The sequence below is a fragment of the Streptomyces sp. NBC_01217 genome (assembly GCF_035994185.1).
GTDB lineage: Bacteria > Actinomycetota > Actinomycetes > Streptomycetales > Streptomycetaceae > Streptomyces.
Genome location: NZ_CP108538.1, coordinates 1926458 through 1949874, shown reverse-complemented (window position 1 = coordinate 1949874; position 23417 = coordinate 1926458). Strand labels below are relative to the sequence as shown.

At 69.6% G+C, this 23417-nt stretch carries 16 protein-coding genes and 2 pseudogenes; 15 read left to right on the top strand and 3 right to left on the bottom strand.

The window, feature by feature from the left end; genetic code table 11:
- Nucleotides 1-170: 170 nt before the first annotated feature.
- The 10 genes and pseudogenes from OG507_RS08435 (at nt 171) to OG507_RS08390 (ending at nt 10725) form a co-directional block, all read left to right on the top strand.
- Nucleotides 171-1037 (top strand): amino acid ABC transporter permease, encoded by an 867-nt coding sequence (locus OG507_RS08435; protein WP_327366524.1) that lies wholly within the window; start codon nt 171-173, stop codon nt 1035-1037.
- Nucleotides 1034-2926 carry an FAD/NAD(P)-binding protein gene (locus tag OG507_RS08430; RefSeq protein ID WP_327366523.1) on the top strand — a complete coding sequence of 631 codons (1893 nt, stop codon included), beginning with the start codon at nt 1034-1036 and terminating at the stop codon, nt 2924-2926. Before OG507_RS08435 ends, OG507_RS08430 begins: the two co-directional genes overlap by 4 nt.
- Before the next feature lie 62 nt (nt 2927-2988).
- Nucleotides 2989-3885, top strand: a complete 897-nt coding sequence (locus OG507_RS08425; RefSeq protein ID WP_327366522.1) for an amino acid ABC transporter permease — start codon at nt 2989-2991, stop codon at nt 3883-3885.
- A gap of 41 nt (nt 3886-3926) precedes the next feature.
- Nucleotides 3927-4679 (top strand): amino acid ABC transporter ATP-binding protein, encoded by a 753-nt coding sequence (locus OG507_RS08420; RefSeq protein WP_327371902.1) that lies wholly within the window; start codon nt 3927-3929, stop codon nt 4677-4679.
- A gap of 32 nt (nt 4680-4711) precedes the next feature.
- Nucleotides 4712-5686 carry an ABC transporter substrate-binding protein gene (locus OG507_RS08415; protein WP_327366521.1) on the top strand — a complete coding sequence of 325 codons (975 nt, stop codon included), beginning with the start codon at nt 4712-4714 and terminating at the stop codon, nt 5684-5686.
- 19 nt (nt 5687-5705) lie between these two features.
- Nucleotides 5706-6765, top strand: a pseudogene (locus tag OG507_RS08410) (LLM class flavin-dependent oxidoreductase).
- Between the two features lie 17 nt (nt 6766-6782).
- Nucleotides 6783-8063, top strand: coding sequence for an NtaA/DmoA family FMN-dependent monooxygenase (locus OG507_RS08405; RefSeq protein ID WP_442811090.1), 1281 nt, complete (start codon nt 6783-6785; stop codon nt 8061-8063).
- A gap of 4 nt (nt 8064-8067) precedes the next feature.
- Entirely contained in the window at nt 8068-8883 is an 816-nt protein-coding gene (locus OG507_RS08400) for a DUF1684 domain-containing protein (RefSeq protein WP_327366519.1), read from the top strand.
- Between the two features lie 249 nt (nt 8884-9132).
- Nucleotides 9133-10032, top strand: a complete 900-nt coding sequence (locus OG507_RS08395) for a S1 family peptidase (RefSeq protein ID WP_327366518.1) — start codon at nt 9133-9135, stop codon at nt 10030-10032.
- A gap of 213 nt (nt 10033-10245) precedes the next feature.
- Nucleotides 10246-10725 (top strand): hypothetical protein, encoded by a 480-nt coding sequence (locus OG507_RS08390; RefSeq protein ID WP_327366517.1) that lies wholly within the window; start codon nt 10246-10248, stop codon nt 10723-10725.
- Nucleotides 10726-10773: 48 nt separating this feature from the next.
- Here the strand turns inward: OG507_RS08390 and OG507_RS08385 are convergent, their stop codons facing one another.
- The gene (locus OG507_RS08385) at nt 10774-11700 is read right to left on the bottom strand and encodes a DUF4231 domain-containing protein (protein ID WP_327366516.1); all 927 of its coding nucleotides are present in this window, start codon (nt 11698-11700) and stop codon (nt 10774-10776) included.
- A 226-nt stretch (nt 11701-11926) separates the two neighbouring features.
- On the opposite strand from OG507_RS08385, the gene fxsA reads away from it, so the two are divergent.
- The 4 genes from fxsA (at nt 11927) to fxsT (ending at nt 19878) form a co-directional block, all read left to right on the top strand.
- Nucleotides 11927-12094: an FxSxx-COOH cyclophane-containing RiPP peptide gene (gene fxsA, locus OG507_RS08380; protein ID WP_327366515.1), complete on the top strand. Its 168-nt coding sequence runs from the start codon at nt 11927-11929 to the stop codon at nt 12092-12094.
- A gap of 64 nt (nt 12095-12158) precedes the next feature.
- On the top strand, nt 12159-14393 hold the full coding sequence (fxsBH, locus tag OG507_RS08375) for a radical SAM/SPASM protein FxsBH, inactivated beta-hydroxylase extension form (RefSeq protein WP_327366514.1): 2235 nt from the start codon (nt 12159-12161) through the stop codon (nt 14391-14393).
- Nucleotides 14394-14603: 210 nt separating this feature from the next.
- A complete protein-coding gene (gene fsxC, locus OG507_RS08370) occupies nt 14604-15959 on the top strand; it encodes an FxsC protein (RefSeq protein ID WP_327371901.1) in 1356 nt (451 codons plus the stop codon).
- Nucleotides 15943-19878: an FxSxx-COOH system tetratricopeptide repeat protein gene (gene fxsT / locus OG507_RS08365; protein ID WP_327366513.1), complete on the top strand. Its 3936-nt coding sequence runs from the start codon at nt 15943-15945 to the stop codon at nt 19876-19878. Before fsxC ends, fxsT begins: the two co-directional genes overlap by 17 nt.
- 86 nt (nt 19879-19964) lie before the next feature.
- Here fxsT and OG507_RS08360 read toward each other — a convergent pair whose 3' ends face one another.
- Entirely contained in the window at nt 19965-20840 is an 876-nt protein-coding gene (locus tag OG507_RS08360) for an alpha/beta fold hydrolase (protein ID WP_327366512.1), read from the bottom strand.
- A 337-nt stretch (nt 20841-21177) separates the two neighbouring features.
- Between OG507_RS08360 and OG507_RS08355 the strand changes: the two genes are divergently transcribed.
- A complete protein-coding gene (locus tag OG507_RS08355; protein WP_327366511.1) occupies nt 21178-22338 on the top strand; it encodes an alkaline phosphatase PhoX in 1161 nt (386 codons plus the stop codon).
- 127 nt (nt 22339-22465) lie between these two features.
- Here the strand turns inward: OG507_RS08355 and OG507_RS08350 are convergent.
- Nucleotides 22466-23349: pseudogene (locus OG507_RS08350) on the bottom strand (septum formation family protein).
- Nucleotides 23350-23417: the final 68 nt, after the last annotated feature.

Below are 23417 nucleotides of genomic sequence, written 5' to 3'. Positions count from 1 at the left end.
TGGTCCGTCAACTGATCCGAGATGTACGACTCACAGTGTGGACAAGCTTGACAACATGCGGTGAACAGCGCTTTCCTCGGAAGCGGACCGGCGCTGAGGGGCCCGGTCCACGTTGTGTTTCTGCTGAAGGCACGCCCCGTGTTCGATCTCTGCATCCACGGAGCCTTCGCATGTCCGCGCAGACAGACACTCTCCCTCCGTCTCCTCAAGCCCCGCTCTCGAAGAGCAACGATGCCGACCGGCTCCGTATCGTCCCCGTACGCCGGACAGGGCAGTGGGCGGCTGCCGTTGCCGTCCTGGCGCTCCTCGTCCTGGCGCTGAACTCCGTCATACGCAACGAAGCCTTCCAATGGGACGTCGTCGCCGACTACTTCACCACCACCGCGGTCCTGCGCGGCCTCGGTCTCACCCTCTGGCTCACGGCGCTGGTGATGGCCCTCGGCTTCGCCCTCGGCACCCTGCTCGCCGTCCTCAGACTGTCCGCCAACCACGTTCTGCAGGCGGTCAGTTGGGGATACGTCTGGCTCTTCAGATCCACCCCGATCCTGGTCCAGCTGCTGTTCTGGTTCAACATCGGCGCGCTCTACCCGGAGATCCTCGGCGTCCGTACGGTGAACCTCCTCGGTCCCGTCACGGTCGCCGTCATCGGGCTCACCCTGCACGAGGCCGCGTACGCCGCCGAAGTCGTGCGCGGCGGCATCCTCTCCGTCGAACGCGGACAGATCGAGGCCGCCCAGTCGCTCGGCCTCGGACCCTGGCGCCGGTTCCACCGGATCGTGCTGCCGCAGGCCATGCGCTCCATCGTGCCGCCCGCCGGGAACATGCTCATCGGCACACTCAAGGGCACCTCGATCGTCAGCATCATCGCCGTGCAGGACCTGCTGTACTCGGTGCAGCTCGTGTACCACCGCACCTACCAGGTCATCCCGCTGCTGCTGGTCGCCACCATCTGGTACGCCGTCGTCACCTCACTGCTCAGCATCGGCCAGCACTACATCGAGCGGCACTACGCGCGCGGCACGGCGGGCACCCGATGAGCCGGGCACCGGTGCTCGTCGTCATCGGCGCGGGACCGCGCGGCACCGGCCTGATCGAGCGCATCGCCGCCAACGCCCCCGGCCTGTACGAGGGCCGCCCGCTGGACATCCACCTCGTCGACCCCTACCCGCCGGGCGGCGGACGGATCTGGCGGCACGACCAGTCGCCGCTGCTCTGGATGAACTCCATGGCCGAGGACGTCACCATGTTCACCGACGACACGGTCCGGCAGGAGGGCCCGATACGTCCGGGGCCCGCGCTCCACACCTGGGCGGCGGACATCCGCGACGGGCGCGTGGCACTCCCGGACGAGTCCGGTGTCGAGCCCGAACTCCTCGCCGAGATAAAGGCGTTGGAAGGAAGTGACTTCCCGAGCAGGCGACTGCAGAGCGTCTATCTGCGCTGGGTGTACGAGCAGGCCGTGGCCGCACTCCCGGACGGCATCACCGTCCACTGGCACCGGGGCAGGGCCGTGCGCGTCACCGGACCGCGCGAAGGCCGTCAGCGTGTCTGGCTGGAGGGGAGTGACAAGCCGGTCCTCGCCGATCTCGTCGCCGTCACCATCGGCCACCTCGACGCCGAACCAGAGCCCGAACAGATTGAGTTGGCGGACTTCGCGGACCGGCACGGGCTCGTCCACCTGCCGCCCGACTTCACCGCCGACACCGATCTGACCGAGCTGCCCGCGGGCGAACCCGTCATAGTCCGGGGCTTCGGACTCGCCTTCATCGATCTGATGGTGCTGCTCACCGAGGGCAGGGGCGGACGGTACGAGAACGGCGAGTACGTGCCGTCCGGCAGGGAGCCCGTGCTCCACGTCGGATCGCGCCGGGGCGTCCCGTACCACTCCAAGATCGGCTACGGCTGGCAGGGCGAACGGCCGCCGCTGCCGCGCTTCCTCGGCCCGGACCGGGCCGAGGTGCTGCTGAAGGCGGACGGGCCGGTCGACTTCCGGCGCGATGTATGGCCATATGTCGACAAGGAGCTCGGCTACGCCCACTACCACCGGCTCTTCACCGCCCATCCCGAGCGCACCACGGGCGACTGGGCCGGATTCGAGGCGAAGTACACCGCCGCCGACCCGGCAGGACCCGAGCTGCGCGCCCTCGTGTCGGCCGCCGTCCCCGACCCCGCCGACCGGCTCGATCTCGACGCGCTCGACCACCCCCTCGACGGGGTGCGCCACCCCTCGTACGACGCACTGCAGGAGGGGCTGCGCGACTACATCACCGCCGACCTGGAACGCCGGCACGACCCCGCGCACAGCCAGGACCTGGCCGTCTTCCTCGGACTGCTGTCCGTCTACGGGCAGTTGATCCGGCTCGGCGACATCGGCGGCTGGTGGCACGGCTTCTTCAGCTACCTCGCCTCCGGCCCGCCGGGGCCCCGGCTGCACCAGCTCCTCGCGCTCTCCCGGGCCGGCGTCGTCCGCTTCCTCGGCGCCGGTATGACTGTCGAGACCGATGAACACCAGGGCGTCTTCCTGGCCGGCAGCGCCACCGTGCCGGGGGAGCGGATAGCGGCCCGCGCACTGGTCGAGGCCAGGCTGCCGGACCCCTCGCTGGAACGCACCCGCAGCCCGCTGCTCCAGGAGCTGTACGAGGACGGGGCCGCCGCCACCGACACCGGACTGCTCTCGGTCGACCCCGGCGAAGGCCGCATCCTGGGCCGCGACGGCCGTGCGCACCCGCGCCGCTTCGCGCTCGGCCCGTTCACCACCGCGCGCGCCGGCGGAGCCTTCACCCGGCCGCGCACCGGCGGCCCGGCCTTCCGGCAGAACGACGCCACCGCACGCACGGCGCTCACCTTCCTGAGGGACCTCGCCTGTACCGACGGCCCCCCGGCGCCCGTCCGGCCCCGATCGACCGGTCGGGCACCGGGCGCCTGACCCCGGCTCCACCACGCACAGCCCCGTCCCACTCCCGTACACCCGCGGCTCAAGGACCCCTCATGTCCCTCACCAGCGATCCACCCATCGGCAAGGCGACAGGACCACAGACCGACGCGCCCGCCGCCGACCACGACACGCTCACCGTCGTCCCCGTACGCCACCCGTGGCGCTGGGTCGCCGTCGCCGCCACCGTCGTCGTACTCGCCCAGTTCCTGCACGGCCTGGTCACCAACCCCGGCTGGGAGTGGGACGTCTTCGCCCAGTTCTTCACCGCCGAGACCATCCTCAAGGCCGTCTGGGTCACCCTCCAGCTGACCTTCTACGGCACGGTCCTCGGCTTCGCGCTCGGCATCGTGCTCGCCTTCATGCGTCTGTCGGCCAGCCCGTTCCTCAGCGCGGTCGCCTACGCGTACATCTGGGCGTTCCGCTCCATCCCGCTCATCGTCCAGCTGCTCTTCTGGTTCAACCTCGCCTATCTCTACAAGGAGTTGCAGTTCGGCATCCCGTTCGGGCCCGGCTTCTTCTCCTTCGACACGATGAACCTGGTCAGCGCGATGAGCGCCGCCGTCCTCGGACTGGCGCTGCACCAGGCCGCCTACGCGGCGGAGATCGTCCGCGGCGGTGTGCTGGCCGTGGACAGCGGCCAGTTGGAGGCCGCGGCCGCCCTCGGCATCCCCCGGCACCGGCAGCTGCGGCGGATCGTGCTCCCGCAGGCGATGCGCTCCATCCTGCCGAACGCCGCCAACGAGATCATCTCGCTCTTCAAGGGCACCTCGATCGTGTCCGTGATGGCGATCGGCGAACTCTTCTACCAGGTCCAGGTCGTCTACGGACGCAACGGCAGGGTCGTGCCCCTGCTGATGGTCGCCACCGTCTGGTACATCCTCCTGACCACCGTGCTCTCCGTCCTCCAGCACTACGTCGAACGTCACTACGCCAAGGGGGCCGCGCGATGAGCACCACCGACACCACCGACACCACCGGATCCACGGACGCCATGGTCGAGATCCGCTCCGTCCACAAGAGCTTCGGCAGCCTCGAAGTGCTGCGCGGCATCGACCTGTCCGTGCGCACCGGAGAGGTGACCGTCGTCCTCGGCCCGTCCGGCTCCGGCAAGTCCACGCTCCTGCGCACCATCAACCACCTGGAGAAGGTGGACAACGGCTGGATCAGCGTCGACGGCACCCTGGTCGGCTACCGCAGGGACGGCAACAAGCTGTACGAGCTCCGCGAGCGCGAGGTCCTGCGCCAGCGCACCCGGATCGGCTTCGTCTTCCAGAACTTCAATCTCTTCCCGCACCTGACCGTGCTGGAGAACATCATCGAGGCCCCGGTCGCCGCCCTCGGCCGCCCGAAGAAGGAAGCCGTCGCCGCCGCGGAGAAGCTCCTGGCCCGGGTCGGCCTCGCCGACAAGGCGGGGGCGTACCCCAGGCAGCTCTCCGGCGGGCAGCAGCAGCGCGTCGCCATCGCCCGGGCCCTGGCCCTCGAACCGAAGCTGCTGCTCTTCGACGAGCCGACCTCGGCGCTCGACCCCGAGCTGGTCGGCGAGGTACTCGACGTCATCAAGGACCTGGCGCTCCAGGGCACCACGATGATCGTCGTCACACACGAGATCGGCTTCGCCCGCGAGGTCGCCGACACCGTCGTCTTCATGGACGAGGGGCGGATCGTCGAGCAGGGCGCTCCCGGCGACGTACTCGACGACCCGAAGCACGAGCGCACCCGCGCCTTCCTCTCCAAGGTCCTGTGATCCCACCCATGTTCTCTTCGAGGAGTACACACGTGTCCACCCATCGCACCCTTTCCGTCGCGCTCGCCACCCTCACCGCCGCAGGACTTCTCACGGCCTGCGGCAGCGGTGACACCGCCACCACCGAGGTGAAGCCGAAGGGGCAGCAGGACACGGGTATCAACATCGGCCCCGACCAGCACCGGATCAGAGGCACGAAGGTCGACGCCATCGCGGCGAAGGTGCCCGCGGCCATCCGTGAGCGCGGCACGCTGCGGCTGGGCGCGAGCGCCGACGCCTCGCCGCCGCTGGGCTTCTACGCGACCGACGACAAGACCCGGATCGGCTCCGAGATCGACATAGCGACCCTGATCGCCGACACGCTCGGTCTGAAACCGCAGTTCGAGGAGGTCTCCTGGGAGAACCTCTTCGTCGGCCTCGACAGCTCCAAGTTCGACGGTGTGCTCTCGAACGTCACGGTCACCGAGGAGCGCAAGGAGAAGTACGACTTCGCGACCTACCGGCTCGACAACATCGCCTTCGAGGCCAAGAAGGGCTCCGGCTGGAAGGTGAAGGAGCCGAAGGACGTGGCGGGGAAGACGATCTCCGTGGCATCCGGGACCAACCAGGAGAAGATCCTCGTCGACTGGAGCGAGCAGAACGTCGAGGCCGGGCGCAAGCCGGTGGACATCAAGTACTTCCAGAAGGACACCGACTACTACCTGGCCCTCCAGTCCGGCCGGATCGACGCCTACCTCGGCCCCAGCCCGTCCGCCAACTACCACGTCGCATCGGCCGGCCAGTCCGAGATCGTCGGCACGCTGTCGGGCGCGGGCGACGGGCTCCAGGGCAAGATCGCCGTCACCACGAAGAAGGGCAGCGGCCTTGTCGAGGCGTACGCCGCCGCCGTCGACCACATCGTGCAGGACGGCTCCTACGCCAAGGTGCTGAAGCGCTGGGGGCTCTCGGGTGAGGCCGTCACGAAGTCCGAGATCAACCCGCCCGGCCTGCCCAAGACCGAGAACTGAGCCCCGAGAGGCAAGACCGATGTCCACAACCGCACCACTTCACCTGGCCGCCGAGATCGGAGGTCCGCCCCGCTACGACCCCGAGCACTACATCGGTCTCGCCCGGCTCGCCGAGCGCGGCGCCCTCGACTTCGTCACCCTCGGCGACTCCTTCACCAGACCCGGACTCGACGCGCTCGCCGTGCTCTCCCGGGTCGCGCCCGCCACCGACCGGATCGGTCTGGTGCCGACCGTGACCACCACCCACACCGAGCCGTTCCATGTGTCGTCCGCCGTGGCCACCCTGGACTGGGTGAGCCGCGGCCGGGCGGGCTGGCACGTCGATGTGTCCACGACCGAGGCCGAGGCCCGGCTCTTCGGCCGGCGCCCGGCAGTGCCCGCCGAAGCCCTGTGGCGCGAGGCCGGTGAGGTTGCCGATGTGAGCGCCCGGCTCTGGGACAGCTGGGAGGACGACGCCGAGATCCGCGACGCCGCCACCGGACGCTTCATCGACCGCGACAAGCTGCACTACGTCGACTTCGAGGGCGCCTCCGTCACCGTCCGCGGCCCGGCCATCGTGCCCCGGCCCCCGCAGGGACACCCGGTCACCGTCGTCGACGGCACGGCCGGCCCGGCCGGACGGGCCGCGGCCCGCCACGCCGATGTCGTCCTCGTACGGGCCACCACCCCCGAGCGGGCTGCCACGATCCGCACCGATCTGCGCCGCCGCATACGGCCGCGACCCCGACACCCTGCGGGTCCTGGTCGCGCTCACCGTCGACATCGGCGACGCGGAGACCGCCCCGGAGCCCGGACTGGCGAGCGGACCCCCGCTCGCCGCCGGGGGCTCCTGCTACCGGGGCGGCCCGGTCGACCTCGCCGAACTGATCACCCGGTGGCACCGCGGCGGAGCGGCGGACGGCTTCCACCTCACGCCCATCACCCCGGGGCGCGACCTCGAACAGATCGTCAACGGCACCGTGGCCCTGCTCCAGCACCGCAGCCTCTTCCGCACCTTCTATCCCGGGGGCACCCTGCGCGAGCACCTCGGGCTGGCCCGCCCCGCCAACCGGTACGCCCTCCAAGGGGGACGAACATGAGCAGCGCGACGAGGCAGATGCATCTCGCCGCCCACTTCCCGGGTGTGAACAACACCACCGTCTGGGCGGACCCCCGCTCCAGGAGCCAGATCGACTTCTCCTCCTTCGAGCACCTGGCCCGCACGGCGGAGCGCGGCAGGTTCGACTTCCTCTTCCTGGCCGAGGGGCTGCGGCTGCGCGAGCACAACGGCCTGATCCACGACCTGGACGTGGTCGGCCGCCCCGAATCCCTCACCGTGCTGGCCGCGCTGGCGACCGTCACCGACCGGCTGGGCCTCGCAGCCACCGTCAACGCCACCTTCAACGAGCCGTACGAACTGGCCCGCCGCCTCGCCACCCTCGACCACCTCAGCGGCGGCCGGGCCGCCTGGAACGTCGTCACCTCCTCGGACGCCTTCACCGGGGAGAACTTCCGGCGCGGCGGCTACCTCGACCGGGCCGACCGGTACACCCGGGCCGCCGAGTTCGTCGCCACCGCCCGCGAGCTGTGGGACACCTGGACCCCCGACGGCACCCCGCGCCCGTTTTGTCACCAGGGTCAGCACTTCACCATCGAGGGCGAGTTCACCGTCCCGCGCTCCCCGCAGGGCCACCCGATCGTGATCCAGGCCGGGGACTCCCCGGAGGGCCGCGAGTTCGCCGCGTCCGCCGCCGATGTCATCTTCACCCGGCACGGCACCCTGGAGGCCGGCCGCACCTTCTACGCAGACGTCAAGGCGCGGCTGGCGAAGTACGGCAGGCAACCCGGCGAGCTGAAGATCATGCCCGGGGTCACCTTCGTCCTCGGCGACAACGATGCCGAGGCCCAGGAGAGGGTGGCCGAGATCCGCCTCCAGCAGGTCTCCCCGCAGAACGCGCTGCTGGCCCTGGAACAGGTCTGGGGCCGTGACCTCTCCTCCTACGACCCCGACGGACCGCTGCCCGGGATCGACCCGGACCCCGAGTCCGCGCTGGTCCAGGGCCGGGTCAGGCACGGCGACCCCCTTGCCGTCGCGGCCCGCTGGCGTGCGCTGGCCCAGGAGAAGGGGCTCTCGATCCGGCAGACCGTCATCGAGACGACCGGGCGGCAGTCCTTCATCGGCAGCCCGCAGACGGTCGCGGCGCGGCTGACGGAGTTCGTGGCCGCCGACGCCGCCGACGGATTCATTCTCGTACCGCATCTCACCCCGGGCGGCCTGGACGGCTTCGTCGACCGGGTCGTCCCGCTCCTCCAGGAGCGCGGTGTGTTCCGCTCCGAATACACCGGTCCCACACTGCGGTCGCATCTCGGGCTCGCCGAGCCGGTATGGAAAGGTTGATCGCATGAGCACGGACGCACAGCAGCCGCACGGTCCGGGGCAGGCGGCACAGGACTGGAACCACTGGCACGAGGAGCGCACCGTCACGGTCTCCGCTCCGTACGGACCGCTCTCCCTCACCGGCACCCACTGGCTCTCCGACCATCTGGAAGGCAGCCTTCCGGGGGTGCCCGGGCAGTGGCGGGAGGACGGTGAGGAGCTGGTGCTCAGCGCCGTCGAAGCGGACGGTCTGACCGTCGACGGCAAGCCGTTCACCGGCGAGGTCCGGCTCACCGCCGACCGCGGCCCGATCGACGGGTCCCGCGTCGCGCACGGCGAGCGGCGGCTGGTCGTACTGAGCCGCGAAGGGCTCTGGGCGGTACGGGACTTCGACCCCGCGTCCGCGGCGCGGCGCGCCTTCGGGACGATAGAGGCCACGCCGTACGACGCCCGCTGGGTGCTGCCGGGCACCTTCCGCCCGTACGACACCGCCCGTACGGTCCGGGTCGAGAACGCCGACGGTGTCGAGCGCGGGCTCGGCCTCGGCGGCGAGATCGCCTTCGAGGTGGACGGCACCGAGCACACCCTCCAGGCCGCGGTCGAGCCCGACGGCTCGCTCTGGGCGGTCTTCGCAGATGCCACCAGTGGGAACAGCAGCTACCGCTTCCGGTTCCTGCGGCCCTCGGCCCCGTCCGAGGACGGCAGCGTGACGGTCGACCTCAACCGTGCGCTGCTGCCGCCCTGCGCCTTCGCGGATCACTTCATCTGTCCCTTCCCGCCGCCGGGCAACACCCTTCCCGTCGCCGTCGAGGCGGGGGAGCGCAACCGCGTCGACGGCTGACGCGCCGTCATATTGCCCCGAGACAAAGGCCCCGGCAGCCCGCGCGCTGCCGGGGCAGCTCCGTGTTGCGGGAAAGGTTCGGGCCAGGGGCCCTCTTGCGCCAGAAGTTGACGCCTTGAATACTCCCGAGCAGCGCTTGTCAGGAACACGGCATTCCCGCACCGCCGGGCATGCCGTGCGAACGACTGCGCCTCACGGGTCCGACCACCCCACAGGCGGACCCCCGACTTCCCTCGGGAGGAATGACAAGTGAGGATCAAGCGCACCACCCCCCTCAGCGGCACCGCGAAGCGCACCAGAGCGGTCGCCATCGCCGCAGGTCTCGTCGCCGTCGCCGCACTCGCCGTCCCCAGCGCCCAGGCCACCCCCACGACGACCTTCAGTGCCAACCAGCTCTCCGACGCGAGCGACGCCGTGCTCGGCGCCGATGTGGCGGGTACCGCCTGGCGTGTCGACCCGGCGACCGGCACCCTCGTGGTCACCGCGGACAGCACGGTCTCGCAGGCCGAGATCAAGCAGATCAAGCAGTCCGCCGGAGCCAACGCCGGCGCCCTGCGGATCGAGCGCACCTCCGGAAAGTTCAGCAAGCTGCTCGCCGGCGGCGACGCCATCTACGCCCCCGGCTGGCGCTGTTCCCTCGGCTTCAACGTCCGCAGCGGCAGCACCTACTACTTCCTGACCGCCGGTCACTGCACCGACGGCAACCCGCCCTGGTACACCAACTCCTCCAACTCGACCAGCATCGGCCCGACGGTCGGATCCAGCTTCCCGACCAACGACTACGGCATCGTGCGCTACGACAACACCTCGCTCGCCCACCCGGGCACGGTCGGCAGCGTCGACATCACCAGCGCGGCCAACGCCACGGTGGGCATGTCGGTCACCCGCCGGGGCTCCACCACAGGCATCCACAGCGGCACCGTCACGGGTCTCAACGCCACGGTCAACTACGGCGGCGGAGACATCGTCTACGGCATGATCCAGACCAACGTCTGTGCGGAGCCCGGCGACTCCGGCGGTCCCCTCTACTCCGGCTCCAGGGCGATCGGTCTGACCTCGGGCGGCAGCGGCAACTGCTCCTCCGGCGGTACGACCTTCTTCCAGCCGGTCACCGAGGCGCTCAGCGCGTACGGGGTCAGCGTCTACTGAGGCCACGCCACCCCGGTCCGGCCCTCGAACAAGCACTCGGCCGAGACGGAGCCCCCGCCCGAATCCCGGGCGGGGGCTCCCGTTCACCCCGCGGCTTTTGAGAAGATGCGGGGCAGGTCGGTCATGCAGGGAGCAAACGGGGGCGGATGCTGTGCCTTCCGGAGGGATGCCCTCCGGGAACCCCCGGCAGACACCTCAGGGGGTTCCAGGTCCGTGAAACGCATCGGAGTGACCGGCCATCGCAGCATTCCGCAGGAGGCCCACGCCCATGTGCTGGCCGGGTTACGGGCGGCGCTCTGCGGCTTCGAGGGCTCGCTGGAGGCCCTCTCCAGCCTGGCGGTGGGAGCGGACCAGCTCTTCGCCGACCTCGCCCTGGCCCGCGGCGCGGACCTGACCGTGGTCATCCCGAGCGGAGACTACGAATCCTGCTTCGCCGACGCGGCCGAACTCGCCCGCTACCGGGCCCTCAAGGACCGGGCGGTCCGGGAGGTCCGGCTGGACTACCCGCACTCCACCGACGAGGCGTACTACGCGGCGGGCGCGTACATCGCCGACCACTGCGACCGGCTGCTCGCCGTGTGGGACGGAAGGCCGGCCCGAGGCCTCGGCGGCACGGGCGACATCGTGACGTACGCCCGCAGCCTGGGCCGCCCGGTCACCGTGATCTGGCGCGAGGGCGTGGAACGCACCTGACCGCTTCCCCGGGTCCTCTCCGTATACAACATCGCCATTGACTGTCCGTCACATCTGGTGCCGTGCAAGCCAGTCGGTGTGCTGCGGGGAGACGATGCGCTCGGTCTCGAAGACCGCCCGCGGCCACTGACGCTCGGTCAGAGTGGTCTCCATCGCCACCTGCATCGCCTCCAGATCCTGCTCCACCAGGGAGTGGGCCGATATCAGCGGATGGTGGCGGCGCATCTCGCTCCACGCCAGACAGGCCGCCGCGGCGGCGGACAGCACCCCCGTCAGGGCGAAGGACTGGGTGACGGAGAACGTTCTCAGCAGCGCGAACACCAGGGCGAGCGCCGTCAGTACGGCAATGGTGGTCGACCAGGCGAGCGTGGCCCGCCGGGACACCTCCTGGCGCCTGCGATACCAACTGCGCTGCTCTATCAGCCGATCGCGTACATACGTCTCCTTGCGCACGGTGAATGCCTTGTTCCGCAACTCCCGCATGGAGTCCGTGATCAGTCCGCCCGAATCCGCGGTCAGATCGCGGGGGTCGGACCACCCCACCTTCCGGAGCTCCTGGAGGCCCTCCTCAAGGCGGTTCGCGAACACCGCCTCGGGGTGCTGGGTCGTGGTGTCGAACGGTGAGCCGTGCACCGAGTAACGCCAGCACATCGACTTGATGAACTCCGCCGCCGAGCGGTTGAGTTGCCATTGCGACTTTGCTTTGCGCTGGGCGGTGAGGTACGTCGTGATCAGGACACCCGCATAGGCCAACACGCCGATGGCATCGGTGAGTTGAAACGTGTCAGCCAGCTCCGCATGCCAGGGAACCGCGGCCGGCAGGGTGCCCACGACCAGTAGGATCAGCTGGACGCGGGTGGTGTTCACGGCCTCCCGCTGGCTTGCGATGGCGATCGCGTCCGTGTGGTGGAAGAGTGCCGGCAGGTCGGCGTTCCTGAACACCATGCTCTGCAGCGGTCCGGGAATCGCCGTCATGTTCGCTCCCGTCTGCGGTTATGTCGTCACCTCAATGGTGGAATCGGTCGTTCCGTTCGATCCGGGACGGTCCCACATGACGCTCTTGTTCCAAGTGGGCGTCCTCAGTTGCCAACCGAGGCCATGAGAGTAAAGTCGTGCCGCCGGACACTGCAATGGTGCAGATATCGTTGCTGTATTCCTGTCCGGAACCAATCCATCGGAACAAATCCCCTCAAGGACGGCCGTGAAGACCACTGAATCCTCCCTCTCCTTCGCCGTTGCGAAGAAGAACCGTGTGCCGCTCACCGAGATCGATGCGCGCGGCACCGACGCCGCCCGCAAGCTCGGTCGCGTGCACGCCGCGTCAGCCGGTCGCCCCACCCAGGCATCGACCTTCAACTCGGCACTCTGAACCGACGCCTCGGCACTCCCGGCCAATGCCCCGAGCACCCCTTCGGGCTGGCTAGACTGGTGGAATGACAGGACCCCTGGTCCCTTTCCGCGAAGTCGTTCTCAAGGTCCACAGCAGATGCGATCTTGCCTGTGACCATTGCTATGTCTATGAACATGCAGATCAGAGCTGGCGAACCCGGCCGAGAACAATCTCTGATGATGTCATCTTCCGGACTGCTCAGCGCTTGGCCGAGCATGCCAAGACACATGCACTGCCCTCCGTGTCAGTGATCCTGCACGGAGGGGAGCCCCTACTGGCGGGCCCCGCCCGGCTGCGGCGCGTCTGCGAAGAGCTCACCTCGGCCTTCGAGGGCATCGCGGAGCTCGACCTCCGTATCCACACCAACGGAATCCAGCTCAGCCCGCGCTATCTCGACCTCTTCGACGAGTTCGGCGTCAAGGTCGGCATCTCCCTCGACGGAGACCGGGCCGCCAACGACCGGCACCGCCGCTACGCCGACGGACGCAGCAGCCACCCCCTGGTCCTCAAGGCCGTCGAGCTGCTCCGGCAGGAGCGCTACCGCCATCTCAACCTCGGGCTCCTGTGCACCGTCGACATCGAGAACGACCCGCGCGCGGTCCTCGACGCACTCACCGAGCTCGACCCGCCGCTCATCGACTTCCTGCTTCCGCACGCCACCTGGGACGAGCCGCCGCCCCGCCCGGACGGATCACCCACCGCCTACGCCGACTGGCTCCTCGCGGTCTTCGACCGCTGGCAGGAGCAGGCGCGCCCGGTGCCGGTCCGGCTCTTCTCCTCGGTGCTGTCCACGCTGAGCGGCGGCCCCAGCCTCACCGAGTCCCTGGGGCTCGCCCCCACCGACCTCGTCGTCGTCGAGACCGACGGCCAGCTGGAGCAGGTCGACTCGCTCAAGAGCGCCTACGAAGGCGCCGCGGCCACCGGATTCGACGTCTTCACCCACACCTTCGACGAGGTCGCGGCCCACCCCGGGGTGCAGGCCCGCCAGCTCGGGCTGGCCGGGGTCAGCGAGACCTGCCGCAGCTGCCCCGTCGTACGTTCGTGCGGGGGCGGCCTGTACACCCACCGGTACCGCTCCACAGGGCCGTCCGGCGCATTCGACAACCCGTCCGTGTACTGCGCCGATCTGGCCGCCCTGGTGCGCGGCATCGAGGCGCGCACCGCTGCCTCCCTCGTCGCGACCGCGGTGACCGGGGCCGACGAGCTGGCCGCCGCCCAGCAGGACCTCACCCGCACCCTGCTCGCCCGGCTGAACGCCGACATCGGGCGCCGCGGCGGCGAGCGGTGGGCGGCCGTCTGGGAGCTTGCCGCCACCGTCGACGCGTCCGACGAGGGAGCCCGCGGTCTGGACGAGGTGCTGGCGCACCCGTACACCCGCAGCTGGCTGCTGCGCGCGTTGGAGGTGGTCCACGAGCGGCACGGGGCCGAGCGGGCGGCGCGCCGGATGGCGGCGTACCTCGCGGCCGCTGCTGTACGGGCGGGCCTCGATCTGCCCGTAGGGGTGACCTTCTCGGGCGGCAGGATCTTCCTGCCCGGTCTCGGGGAGTTGCGGATCGGGGACGCGCAGGAGTACGGCACGGCACTGGTGCGGGCCACCGAGGACGGCTTCCTGGTCCGGCGGGAGGGGAGCGGCGCGGCCGAGCGGCGGGTCGTACGGCCTCGGGCGGCCGGTCCCGGCTGGCGGCCGCTGCGCCGGCTCGCGACGCCCGGTTCGGCGCCCGGTCTCGTACTCGACGACCTCGACCCGTACCGCGCGTGCTTCCCCCTGCCTCCCGCGGACGCCCTCGGCGACCGGGCGGCCGCCGGTCTGGCGGCCAGGATCGGCGAGGCCTGGACGCTGATCGAGACGAAGGCACCGGGGCGCACCGAGGAGATGGCGGGCCGCCTCACCACCCTCACGCCGCTGACCGGCCTGGCCCCGGCCGAGCCCTCCGTCGGGCAGCACGGATACGGCGCACTGGGGATCTCCCCGGACGGCAGCTCCGAGGAGCTGGCGTCCGCACTGCTGCGGGGCTTCCGGCGGGCCGAATTGAGGGCGCTTCGCGATGTCACGGATCTTTACGCGGCAGACGGCTCCTGGGAACATCGGATGCCCTGGCAGGAAGAACCAGTTCCGTTTTCCCGGTTGCTGGCCGACACCTATGAGCGGATGGCGCTCGGGGCTTTCGATCCGAGCTGTCTGGAGGGTGTACCGCAGGCCCTCGACACGCTGGAGGGTGCCGCCGAACTGACCGTCAGTGGAAAACGGCTGCTGGATCAGATGCGGAAAGAAATCTGAGGCTCGTATTCCGGTTTAGTGGGGGTCATGGATACGCACAGGACAACGGGGAGGAACGGGAGCAGACCGAATTCGATCAAGGAACGATCGGCTGAACCCGGGAACGTATGACTGAAAACCGGCGTTGAATGACCGAACGCCATGGGGGTGGAGCAACGTCCGCTCCGGAATGATGAATTCGCTCGCATTCACTTCAATCCTCGGGTGCGGGTGCTCACACAGGACGGGGGTCGTGTGCACGCAACAACGCAGCAGCGAGCGGCGGACCATCGGCCGTACTTCTTCTTGAGTTATGCACATACACCGGGGTACGGCGGTGGAACGGACCCCGATATGTGGGTCGAACGGCTCTTCCAGGACCTCTGCGGTCATGTGATGGCGATGACCGATCTGCCCGCGGGCGCGCCCGCCGGGTTCATCGACCGCGAGATACGTTCCGGCGAGGGCTGGTCCGAGCGGCTCGGCGAGGTGCTCGCCACCTGCCGGGTGTTCGTCCCGCTGTTCTCGCCGCGCTATTTCGCCAGCGAGATGTGCGGCAAGGAGTGGTACGCCTTCGCGCAGCGCGCCATTCACTACCGGGCCCGCTCCAACCAGCCCGCCGAGGCGATCGTCCCGGCGCTCTGGGTTCCGGTGCCGCCGAGTCAACTCCCGGGCCCCGCCGAGCGATTACAGTTCAACCACCGCGACTTCGGAGACCGTTACGTCAGCGACGGACTCTACGGGCTGATCAAACTCAGGCTCTTCGCCGAGGAGTACGAGCGCGCGGTGTACGAACTCGCCAAGCGCATCGTCAGCGTCGCGGACACCATACGGATCGGCACCGGCCGCCCCGTCGACTACCGGCTGGCCCCCAGTGCCTTCGGCCCGCCGAACAGCTCAGTCGGCGGCCCCCGCCCCATGCAGGTCACCATCGCCGCCCCCACCCGGCACGACCTGCCCGAGGGACGCAATGCCGAGTACTACGGCGACAACCCGCAGGACTGGAACCCCTACCACCCGACCGCCGCCCGCCCCCTGGCCTATGTCGCCGAGGATCTGGTGCGCTCCCTCAACTACCAGGCCACCATCTCCTCCTTCGACGAGGAGTCCGGGCACCCGGAGGGCAAACAGCCGCCCAGCAGGCCGGAGATCCTGCTGGTCGACCGCTGGGCCCTGCAGGACGAGGACCGGCGCAGGCGGCTCGCCGCCTTCGACGCCGAGAACCGCCCCTGGGTGACGATGGTCGTGCCGTGGAACCGCGAGGACCACGAGAGCAGGGCGGCCGAGGCCGAACTGACCGAGAAACTCGAACAGACCATGCCGACCAAGATGCGCCAGGGGCGGGCCTACTGCCGGGCCGCCGCCAAGGGCGTACCCAGCATGGATGCCTTCGGGCAGATCCTGCCGCAGGTGGTCGAGGTGGCGGCCCAGCAGTACCTGAGACACGCGGCGGTCTACCCACCCGCCACCGGCGGCGTACACACCGAACGGACCCGGCTGATGGGGCCGATGGCGCAGACGTACTACACCCCCGAGACACACGACCCTGCGACGGATGCGGAGGACACGGATGACGGCCAGTCGTGACGGGCGCATCGTCACCTTCTACTCGTACAAGGGCGGAACCGGGCGCACCATGGCCCTGGCCAACACCGCCTGGATACTCGCCGCCAACGGAAAACGGGTACTGGCCCTCGACTGGGACCTGGAGGCACCCGGGCTCCACCGGTTCTTCCACCCGTTCCTCGACCCGTCGACGCTCGGCGCCACCACCGGCGTCATCGATCTGATCACCGAGTACGCCTGGGCCGCGACCAGCCCCGTCCAGCGCGCCGACGACTGGCACCGCGACTACGCCCGCATCCAGCCGCACGCCGTGTCCCTCACGCCCGAGGCGCTCGGCTGGGAGTTCCCGCACGGCGGCACCCTCGACTTCGTCTCCGCCGGACGGCAGAACCGCGAGTACTCCGCGACCGTCTCCACCTTCGACTGGGACAACTTCTACGACCGGCTCGGCGGCGGCCACTTCTTCGACGCCCTGCGCGACGACATGAAGGCCAACTACGACTACGTCCTCATCGACAGCCGCACCGGTCTCAGCGACATCGCCGACATCTGCACCGTCCACCTGCCCGACGTCCTCGTCGACTGCTTCACGCTCAGCGACCAGTCCATCGACGGCGCCGCCTCCGTCGCCCGCCAGATCTCCGAGCGCTACACCGGCCGCCCCATCTCCATCTTCCCCGTCCCGATGCGCATCGACGAGGGCGAGAAGGAGAAGGCCGACGCCGGACGGGCGCTGGCCCGGCTGAAGTTCGACCGGCTGCCGCGCGATCTGTCCGGCGACGAACTCACCGCCTACTGGGGCGCGGTGGAGATTCCGTACCGCCCCTACTACGCCTACGAGGAGACCCTCGCCACCTTCGGTGACGAGGCCGGTCTCACCAACTCCCTGCTCTCTGCCTTCGAACGGCTCACCTCCGTCATCACCGACCAGCAGATCACCTCGATGCCACCGGTCGGCGAAGAGGTACGGCTGCGCATCCGCGACGCGTTCACCCGGCGCAGGCCCGCGCTGCCCGCGGATCTCTTCCTCAGCTATGTGGCGGAGAACCGGATGTGGGCCGACTGGATCGAATCCGTGCTCACCCGGGCCGGGTTCCGCGTCGTACCGCGCGATGTGTCCGCCGAGCGGCAGACCCCGGAGCCGGCGGCCGCCGCCGCGGAGAACGCGGCCCGTACCGTCGTGCTGCTCTCCAACGCCTACCTCAAGTCGCAGCGTGCGGTGAACCTCTGGGAGCGGGCCGTGGCGGAGGACCCCGGCGGCGGCCGGCGCCAGCTGCTGCCGCTCAGGGTCGGTGACGTACGGCTGTCCGCGCCCTACATCGACCGCAACCCCGTCGATCTCTTCCGGCTCGACGAGGTGCATGCCACCGGCGCCCTGTTACGCGCCCTGGACCGGCCCGTACAGCTCACCGACGGTGTGTCGCCCGGACCGCGCTTCCCTGGCACCGTCCCCAGGATCTGGAACGCACCGCCGCGCAACCCCGGCTTCACCGGCCGCTCCCTGGTCCTGGAGCGGATGCGCGACCAGCTCGGCGGCGGCATGGCCGTCGTGCTGCCGCAGCCGCAGACCCTGTACGGACTCGGGGGCGTAGGCAAGACCCAGGTCGCGCTGGAGTACGTACACCGCTTCATGGCCGACTACGACCTGGTCTGGTGGATATCCTCCGAGCAGACCGACGACGTGGTGGCCGGGCTCGCCGAGCTCGCCGTCCGGCTCGGCGCCCAGGGCGGCGACGACATGGCGGCCGCCTCCCAGGAGGCCGTGGACCTGCTGCGACGCGGTGTGCCCTCGGACCGCTGGCTGCTGGTCTTCGACAACGCCGACGATCCCGAACGGCTCAGGCGCTACTTCCCGCAGGGCGGCTCCGGACACATCCTGGTCACCTCCCGGAACCAGGCCTGGTCCCAGCACGGCGACGCACTGCCCGTCGACGTCTTCCTGCGCGAGGAGTCCATCGAGCACCTTCAGCGCCGGGCCCCTGGGCTGAGCGACGAGGACGCCTCCCAGGTGGCCACCGCGGTCGGTGACCTGCCGCTCGCCGTCGAACAGGCGGCGGCCTGGATCGCGGAGACCGCCACCCCGATCGACACCTATCTGGAACAGCTGGCGCAGCAGGCCCCCGAGGTCCTGGCGCTCAACCAGCCGGCCGGTTACCCGGAACCGGTCGCGGCGACCTGGAACATCTCCATCGAACGGCTCAAGGAGCGCTCGCCCGCCGCGGTGCGGCTGCTCCAGCTCTGCGCCTTCTTCGCGCCCGAGCCGATCTCGGGCAACCTCCTGTACAGCAAGGAGATGATCGAGGCACTGAAGCCGTACGACGCCTCGCTCCAGGAGAAGCTGGTGCTGGGCCGGGTCATCCGGGAGATCGGCCGGTTCGCCCTCGCCAAGGTCGACCAGGTCTCCAACTCCATCCAGGTGCACCGCCTCGTCCAGGCCGTCATCCGGGCACAGCTCAGCGAGGAGGAGCAGCGGGACGCCCGGCATGCCGTCCACCGCATCCTGGCGGGCGCCCGGCCCGATGACGACGAGCCGATCGACAACCCCTCGACCTGGCCGCAGTTCGCCACCATCTGGCCGCACCTCGTCCCGTCCGACGCCCGCAACTGCAAGGAGCCCGAGGCCCGCAGGCTGCTGATCGACCGGGTCCGCTATCTCTGGAAGCGAGGCGACTTCAGGACCGCGGCCGCCCTCGGCGAGGAATTGCGCGCCATCTGGAAGGAGACGCTGGGGGAGCGGGACATCCAGTACCTCTACCTCTGCTTCCACCTCGCCAACATCTACCGCTCGCGCGGCCGTTACGTGGAGGCGAGGGAGCTCGACGAGATCACCCTGGCGACGCAGCGGGAGGTCCTGGGCCCGGAGCATCCGCACACGTACATGAGCACCAGCAGTCTGGCGACGGACCTCGGCACGCTCGGTGAGTACACCATGGCGATCGAGCTGGCGACCGAGGCCACCGACGGGTTCAACCAGATCTTCCACGATTCGCATCCGAGGACCCTGGCAGCGGCCAACAACCTGGCGTTCACCCTGCGGTCCATCGGGCAGTACGCCAGGGCCAGGGAGATCGACCAGGACGTCCTCGACCGGCGGGTCGAGGTGCTCGGCCCGGAACACCCGTACAGCCTGTCCTCGGCCATGAACCTGGCCCGCGACCTGCGTGACGTCGGGCGGTACGAGGACTCCGTCGCCATCCTCAGCCGTACGTACGACAGCTACAAGGCCACGCTCGGCCGGGCCTTCCCCGGCACGCTGAGCGCGGCGAAGAGCCTGGCGGTCTCGCTGCGCAGGGCGGGCAGACTGGAGGACGCCCGCAGGCTCACGGTGGCCACCCGCGCCCGGTACCGGGCCAAGTACACCTCCGCCAACCCGGAATGGCTGGCCTGTGACCTCAATCTGGCGGCCGACCTGTTCGCGGCGGGCGAGGCGGCCGAGGCCAGGGACACCGCACAGGAGGTCGTCGACCAGTACATGAAGGTGCCGGGGGAGAAGCACCCGTACACCCTGGCCGCCCTGAACAACCTCGGCGTCTACCTGCTGGGGGCCGGCGCGGTGGAGGAGTCGGAGCAGGTACTGACCCGGGTGCTCGCGTCGATGAGGGACGTGTACGGGCAGGAGCACCCCAACACCCTGTTCTGCGTCATGAATCTGGCCAACGCGACGGCCGAGGGGGGCGATCTCGAACTCGTGCTGGAGACCGAACGGAAGGTGGCGGGACAGCTCAAGCACGTCCTCGGGGCGCACCACCCGGAGACCCTGGCCATGATGTCGAACACCGCGGTCACGCTCGACGCGATGGGGCGCAAGGACGAGGCCCTGCGGCTGCGGACGGAGATGACCGACGAGCTGACCCGGCAGCTCGGTGACGACCATCCGATGACCCGGATCGCCCGGGACGAGCGCCGGTTCGAGCGCGAACTGGAACCGACGGCGGTATGAGAGCGACCGGCACCGATTGCCGGTCCCTCTGAGCCGCGGGAGCGTCCGGCCGCCACCGGACGCTCCCGCCCTCCCGGGGCCGTGCCTCAGCCTGCGGTCGGCTCCAGCAGCCAGTTGAGGATCCTGGGCAGGGCGTGCAGCGCGTCGAAGTGCGCGGCCGTCGGTTCCACCACGACGGTGGAGTTCGGGATGCGCTCGGCCAGCCAGCGGGAGTGGCCCACCGGCGAGAAGACGTCCTTCTCGCCGTGCCACAGCATCACCGGACCCGTGATGTCCGCAGGATCGAACCCCCATGGATGGCTGAACGCGATCGCGTCGTCGATCCAGCCCCATGCCGAAGTGCGCAGCCCCTCACGGAAGTTGCGCAGCAGCATGGTGCGGACCCCGGCGTCGTTGACCACCATCCGGTCGGAGTCGGTCAGTTCCCGGCGCAGATCGTCGATGAGCCGGACCGGGTTCTTCCTGATCACCGCGGACCGTGAGATGAACGACTCCGCGAGCCCGTCCGGGTCGGCCACGGCGGTGGAGTACGCCAGCACATTGGAGGCGGCCATCCCGTCGAACCAGTCGAGACCGTCCGCGTCCCGGGGGGCAAGCCCGACCAGCGCGGCGGTACGCGTGACCCGCTCGGGCATCAGCGCGGCGCAGGCCAGGGCGTGCGGGGCGCCACCGGACCGGCCCACCACGGCGAACCGGTCGAGGCCGAGGTGGTCCGCGATGGCCCGTACGTCCTGAACGACATCGGCGACACAGCGGCCCGGCAGCCGGTCCGAGTCGCCGTAGCCCGGCCGGTCGTAGGTGATCAGCTGTGTCTTGCGCTGGTACAGCACCATGCCGCGCGGAGCCGGACCGAGCCTGCTGCCGGGCATTCCGTGCAGCAGGAAGACCGGTCTGCCGCGTGGATCCCCCAGACGCTCCACCACCAGCTGCCGCCCGTCCGTTGCGCGCACCCGACTACGCACTTGACGCCTCCTCCGTGTGGTGCGGGCACCGCGTGCCCAACTTTTCCCGCCCGGTTCGATGATGGCCCATCAGAGCACTTACCGGGACTGTGCGTCGGGAAACGGTGAGGACCGGGCTGGGGGCGCGGAGCCGTCCTTCCAGTGGGTGCCGGATCCGGGGAGGGTGGGTTCACGCCCGTTCTTGGGATGCGGCTCAGCGATACGGGTGGCATGCGCTCATCATCTCGGGATGTCTCGGTGTTCACACCCTGTCAATTCGTCACTCCTACCTTCCGGAAGCGTGCGACCCCGCCGCCGACCGGTGCCGGGCAAGTCACCACCTCCCCTGGAGTGACAAGTGGAACGTCGCAATTTCCTTCGTGGAGCAGTCATCGGCGGTTCGGCCGTGGCCTTCGGCGGAACCCTGATGCACGGGGCCGCCTACGCGGCCCCGGCCCAGCCCGGTTCCGGCCCCTACGGGGCACTGGGTGCCGCGGATGCCAACGGCGTACAGTTGCCTGCCGGGTTCGCCAGCAGGGTCATCGCCCGGTCCGGCCAGAAGGTCGGCTCCACCAACTACACCTGGCACAACGCCCCTGACGGCGGTGCCTGCTTCGCCGACGGCACCGGCTGGATCTACGTCTCCAACTCGGAGATCAATCCCTCCGGCGGCGCGAGCGCGGTCAAGTTCTCGTCGACCGGCGCGATCACCGGCGCGTACCGGATCCTCTCCAGCACCCGGCAGAACTGTGCGGGTGGCGCCACACCGTGGAACACCTGGCTCTCCTGCGAGGAGGTCAGCCTCGGGTACGTGTACGAGAGCGACCCGTGGGGTGTGAACGCGGCCGTCCGCCGGGACGCGATGGGCAGGTTCAAGCACGAGGCGGCCGCGGCCGACCCGGTCCGCAAGGTGATCTACCTGACCGAGGACGAGACCAGCGGCTGCTTCTACCGCTTCATCCCGGCGACCTGGGGCAACCTGTCCTCCGGCACGCTCCAGGTGCTGAAGGCCGGCACCGCCACCTCCGGCTCGTTCACCTGGGCGACCGTGCCGGACCCGGATGGCGCCCCGACCGTGACCCGTGACCAGGTCTCCGGCGCCAAGCGGTTCAACGGCGGTGAGGGCTGCCACTACTCGAACGACACCGTCTGGTTCACCACCAAGGGCGACAACCGGGTCTGGCAGGTCAACCTGGCCACGGACACCTACGAACTCGCCTACGACGACTCGCTGGTGGTGGGCGGCGGTGCCCCGCTGACCGGTGTCGACAACGTCACCGGCTCCGCCTCCGGTGACCTGTTCGTCGCCGAGGACGGCGGCAACATGGAGATCTGCATCATCACGCCCGACGACGTGGTGGCTCCCTTCCTGCGGATCACCGGCCAGTCCGCCTCCGAGATCACCGGACCGGCCTTCTCGCCCGACGGCAAGCGGCTGTACTTCTCCAGCCAGCGCGGTACGACCGGCAGCTCGTCCGCCGGCATCACGTACGAGGTGACCGGCCCCTTCCGGGCGTAGGCACCGCCCTGCTGGGCGCCGCCTCTGGACGGGGCGGTGCCCAGCGGCGTCCTGACCGCTGGGCCGTGGCACTCCGGTGTCCCCGCCGTCCGGCAGGAGCCCGGCTGTACGGCGTGATCCGACCGGGTCAGCCGGCCCAGACCTCGGCCTGGTCGGCCGGGACGGTGGTGGCGAGCTTCAGCTCCTTGCGGGCGGCGACCGTCTTGTCCGGGTCGATGCCGGTGAAGGCCCGGTCGTAGGAGAGGTAGAAGGCGTCCGTGTCACTGGCCGAGGCGGCCTTTTCCCACGCATCGGCGGTCTCCTCCAGCCGTGCACGGAGCTTGACGGTCTCCGGCTGCTGCATGCTCTTCAGAGCCTTGAGGTGGGTGCGGAGCGCGGCGGCAACGGCTTTGGCCTGCTTCTTGTAGCCGGTGAAGTCGCTCTCGACGTCATCCGCTTCGGGCTGGTTCATCCACAGGGCGTCGTAGACGGCGTTCGAACCCTTCAGGTACGCGAGCTGGTCGGCGTTCAGGGAATCGCTCTTCAGTGAACCGGAGAACGTGCCCGCTTCCTTGGAGTACGTGCAGCTCACGGCCCGATCGCCGGTCGCCCAGCTCCCCTTGGTGGGGTAGTAGTAGTAGACATCGACGCCCTTGGGCAGGGCCCAGGTGTCGGGGGTGAACCTCTGCGCCTCGACCGGGCATCGTTCGTCGGCGATCTGCGCGGTTCGGTTCGGTCCGCACCGGGGTACGCCGACTGCCCGTCGATCTTGAACTCACCGACGACCTGGCCCTCGTGCGGTTCCTTGCACGGCACGATCTCGACGCTGATCTCCTCGCTCTCGGGCGCGCCACTGTTCGGGTTGCAGCAGTCGCCGGTCGCGAGCGAGAAGACCGATCGCTGGCGAACCACCTTCTTGGCACCGGCCTTCGCGTCGTCGAGCGCTTCGGAGCACCCCACTGCTCCGACCGAGAGCAGGGCTATGGCAGCGGATATACCGCGCAGGGAACGGGACGTGACACCGAGAACCATGACGTGAGCATCCTCAAACGGAAGGGTTGTGAACAGATGTGCGCATCGTATGGCACGTCGGTGACAGT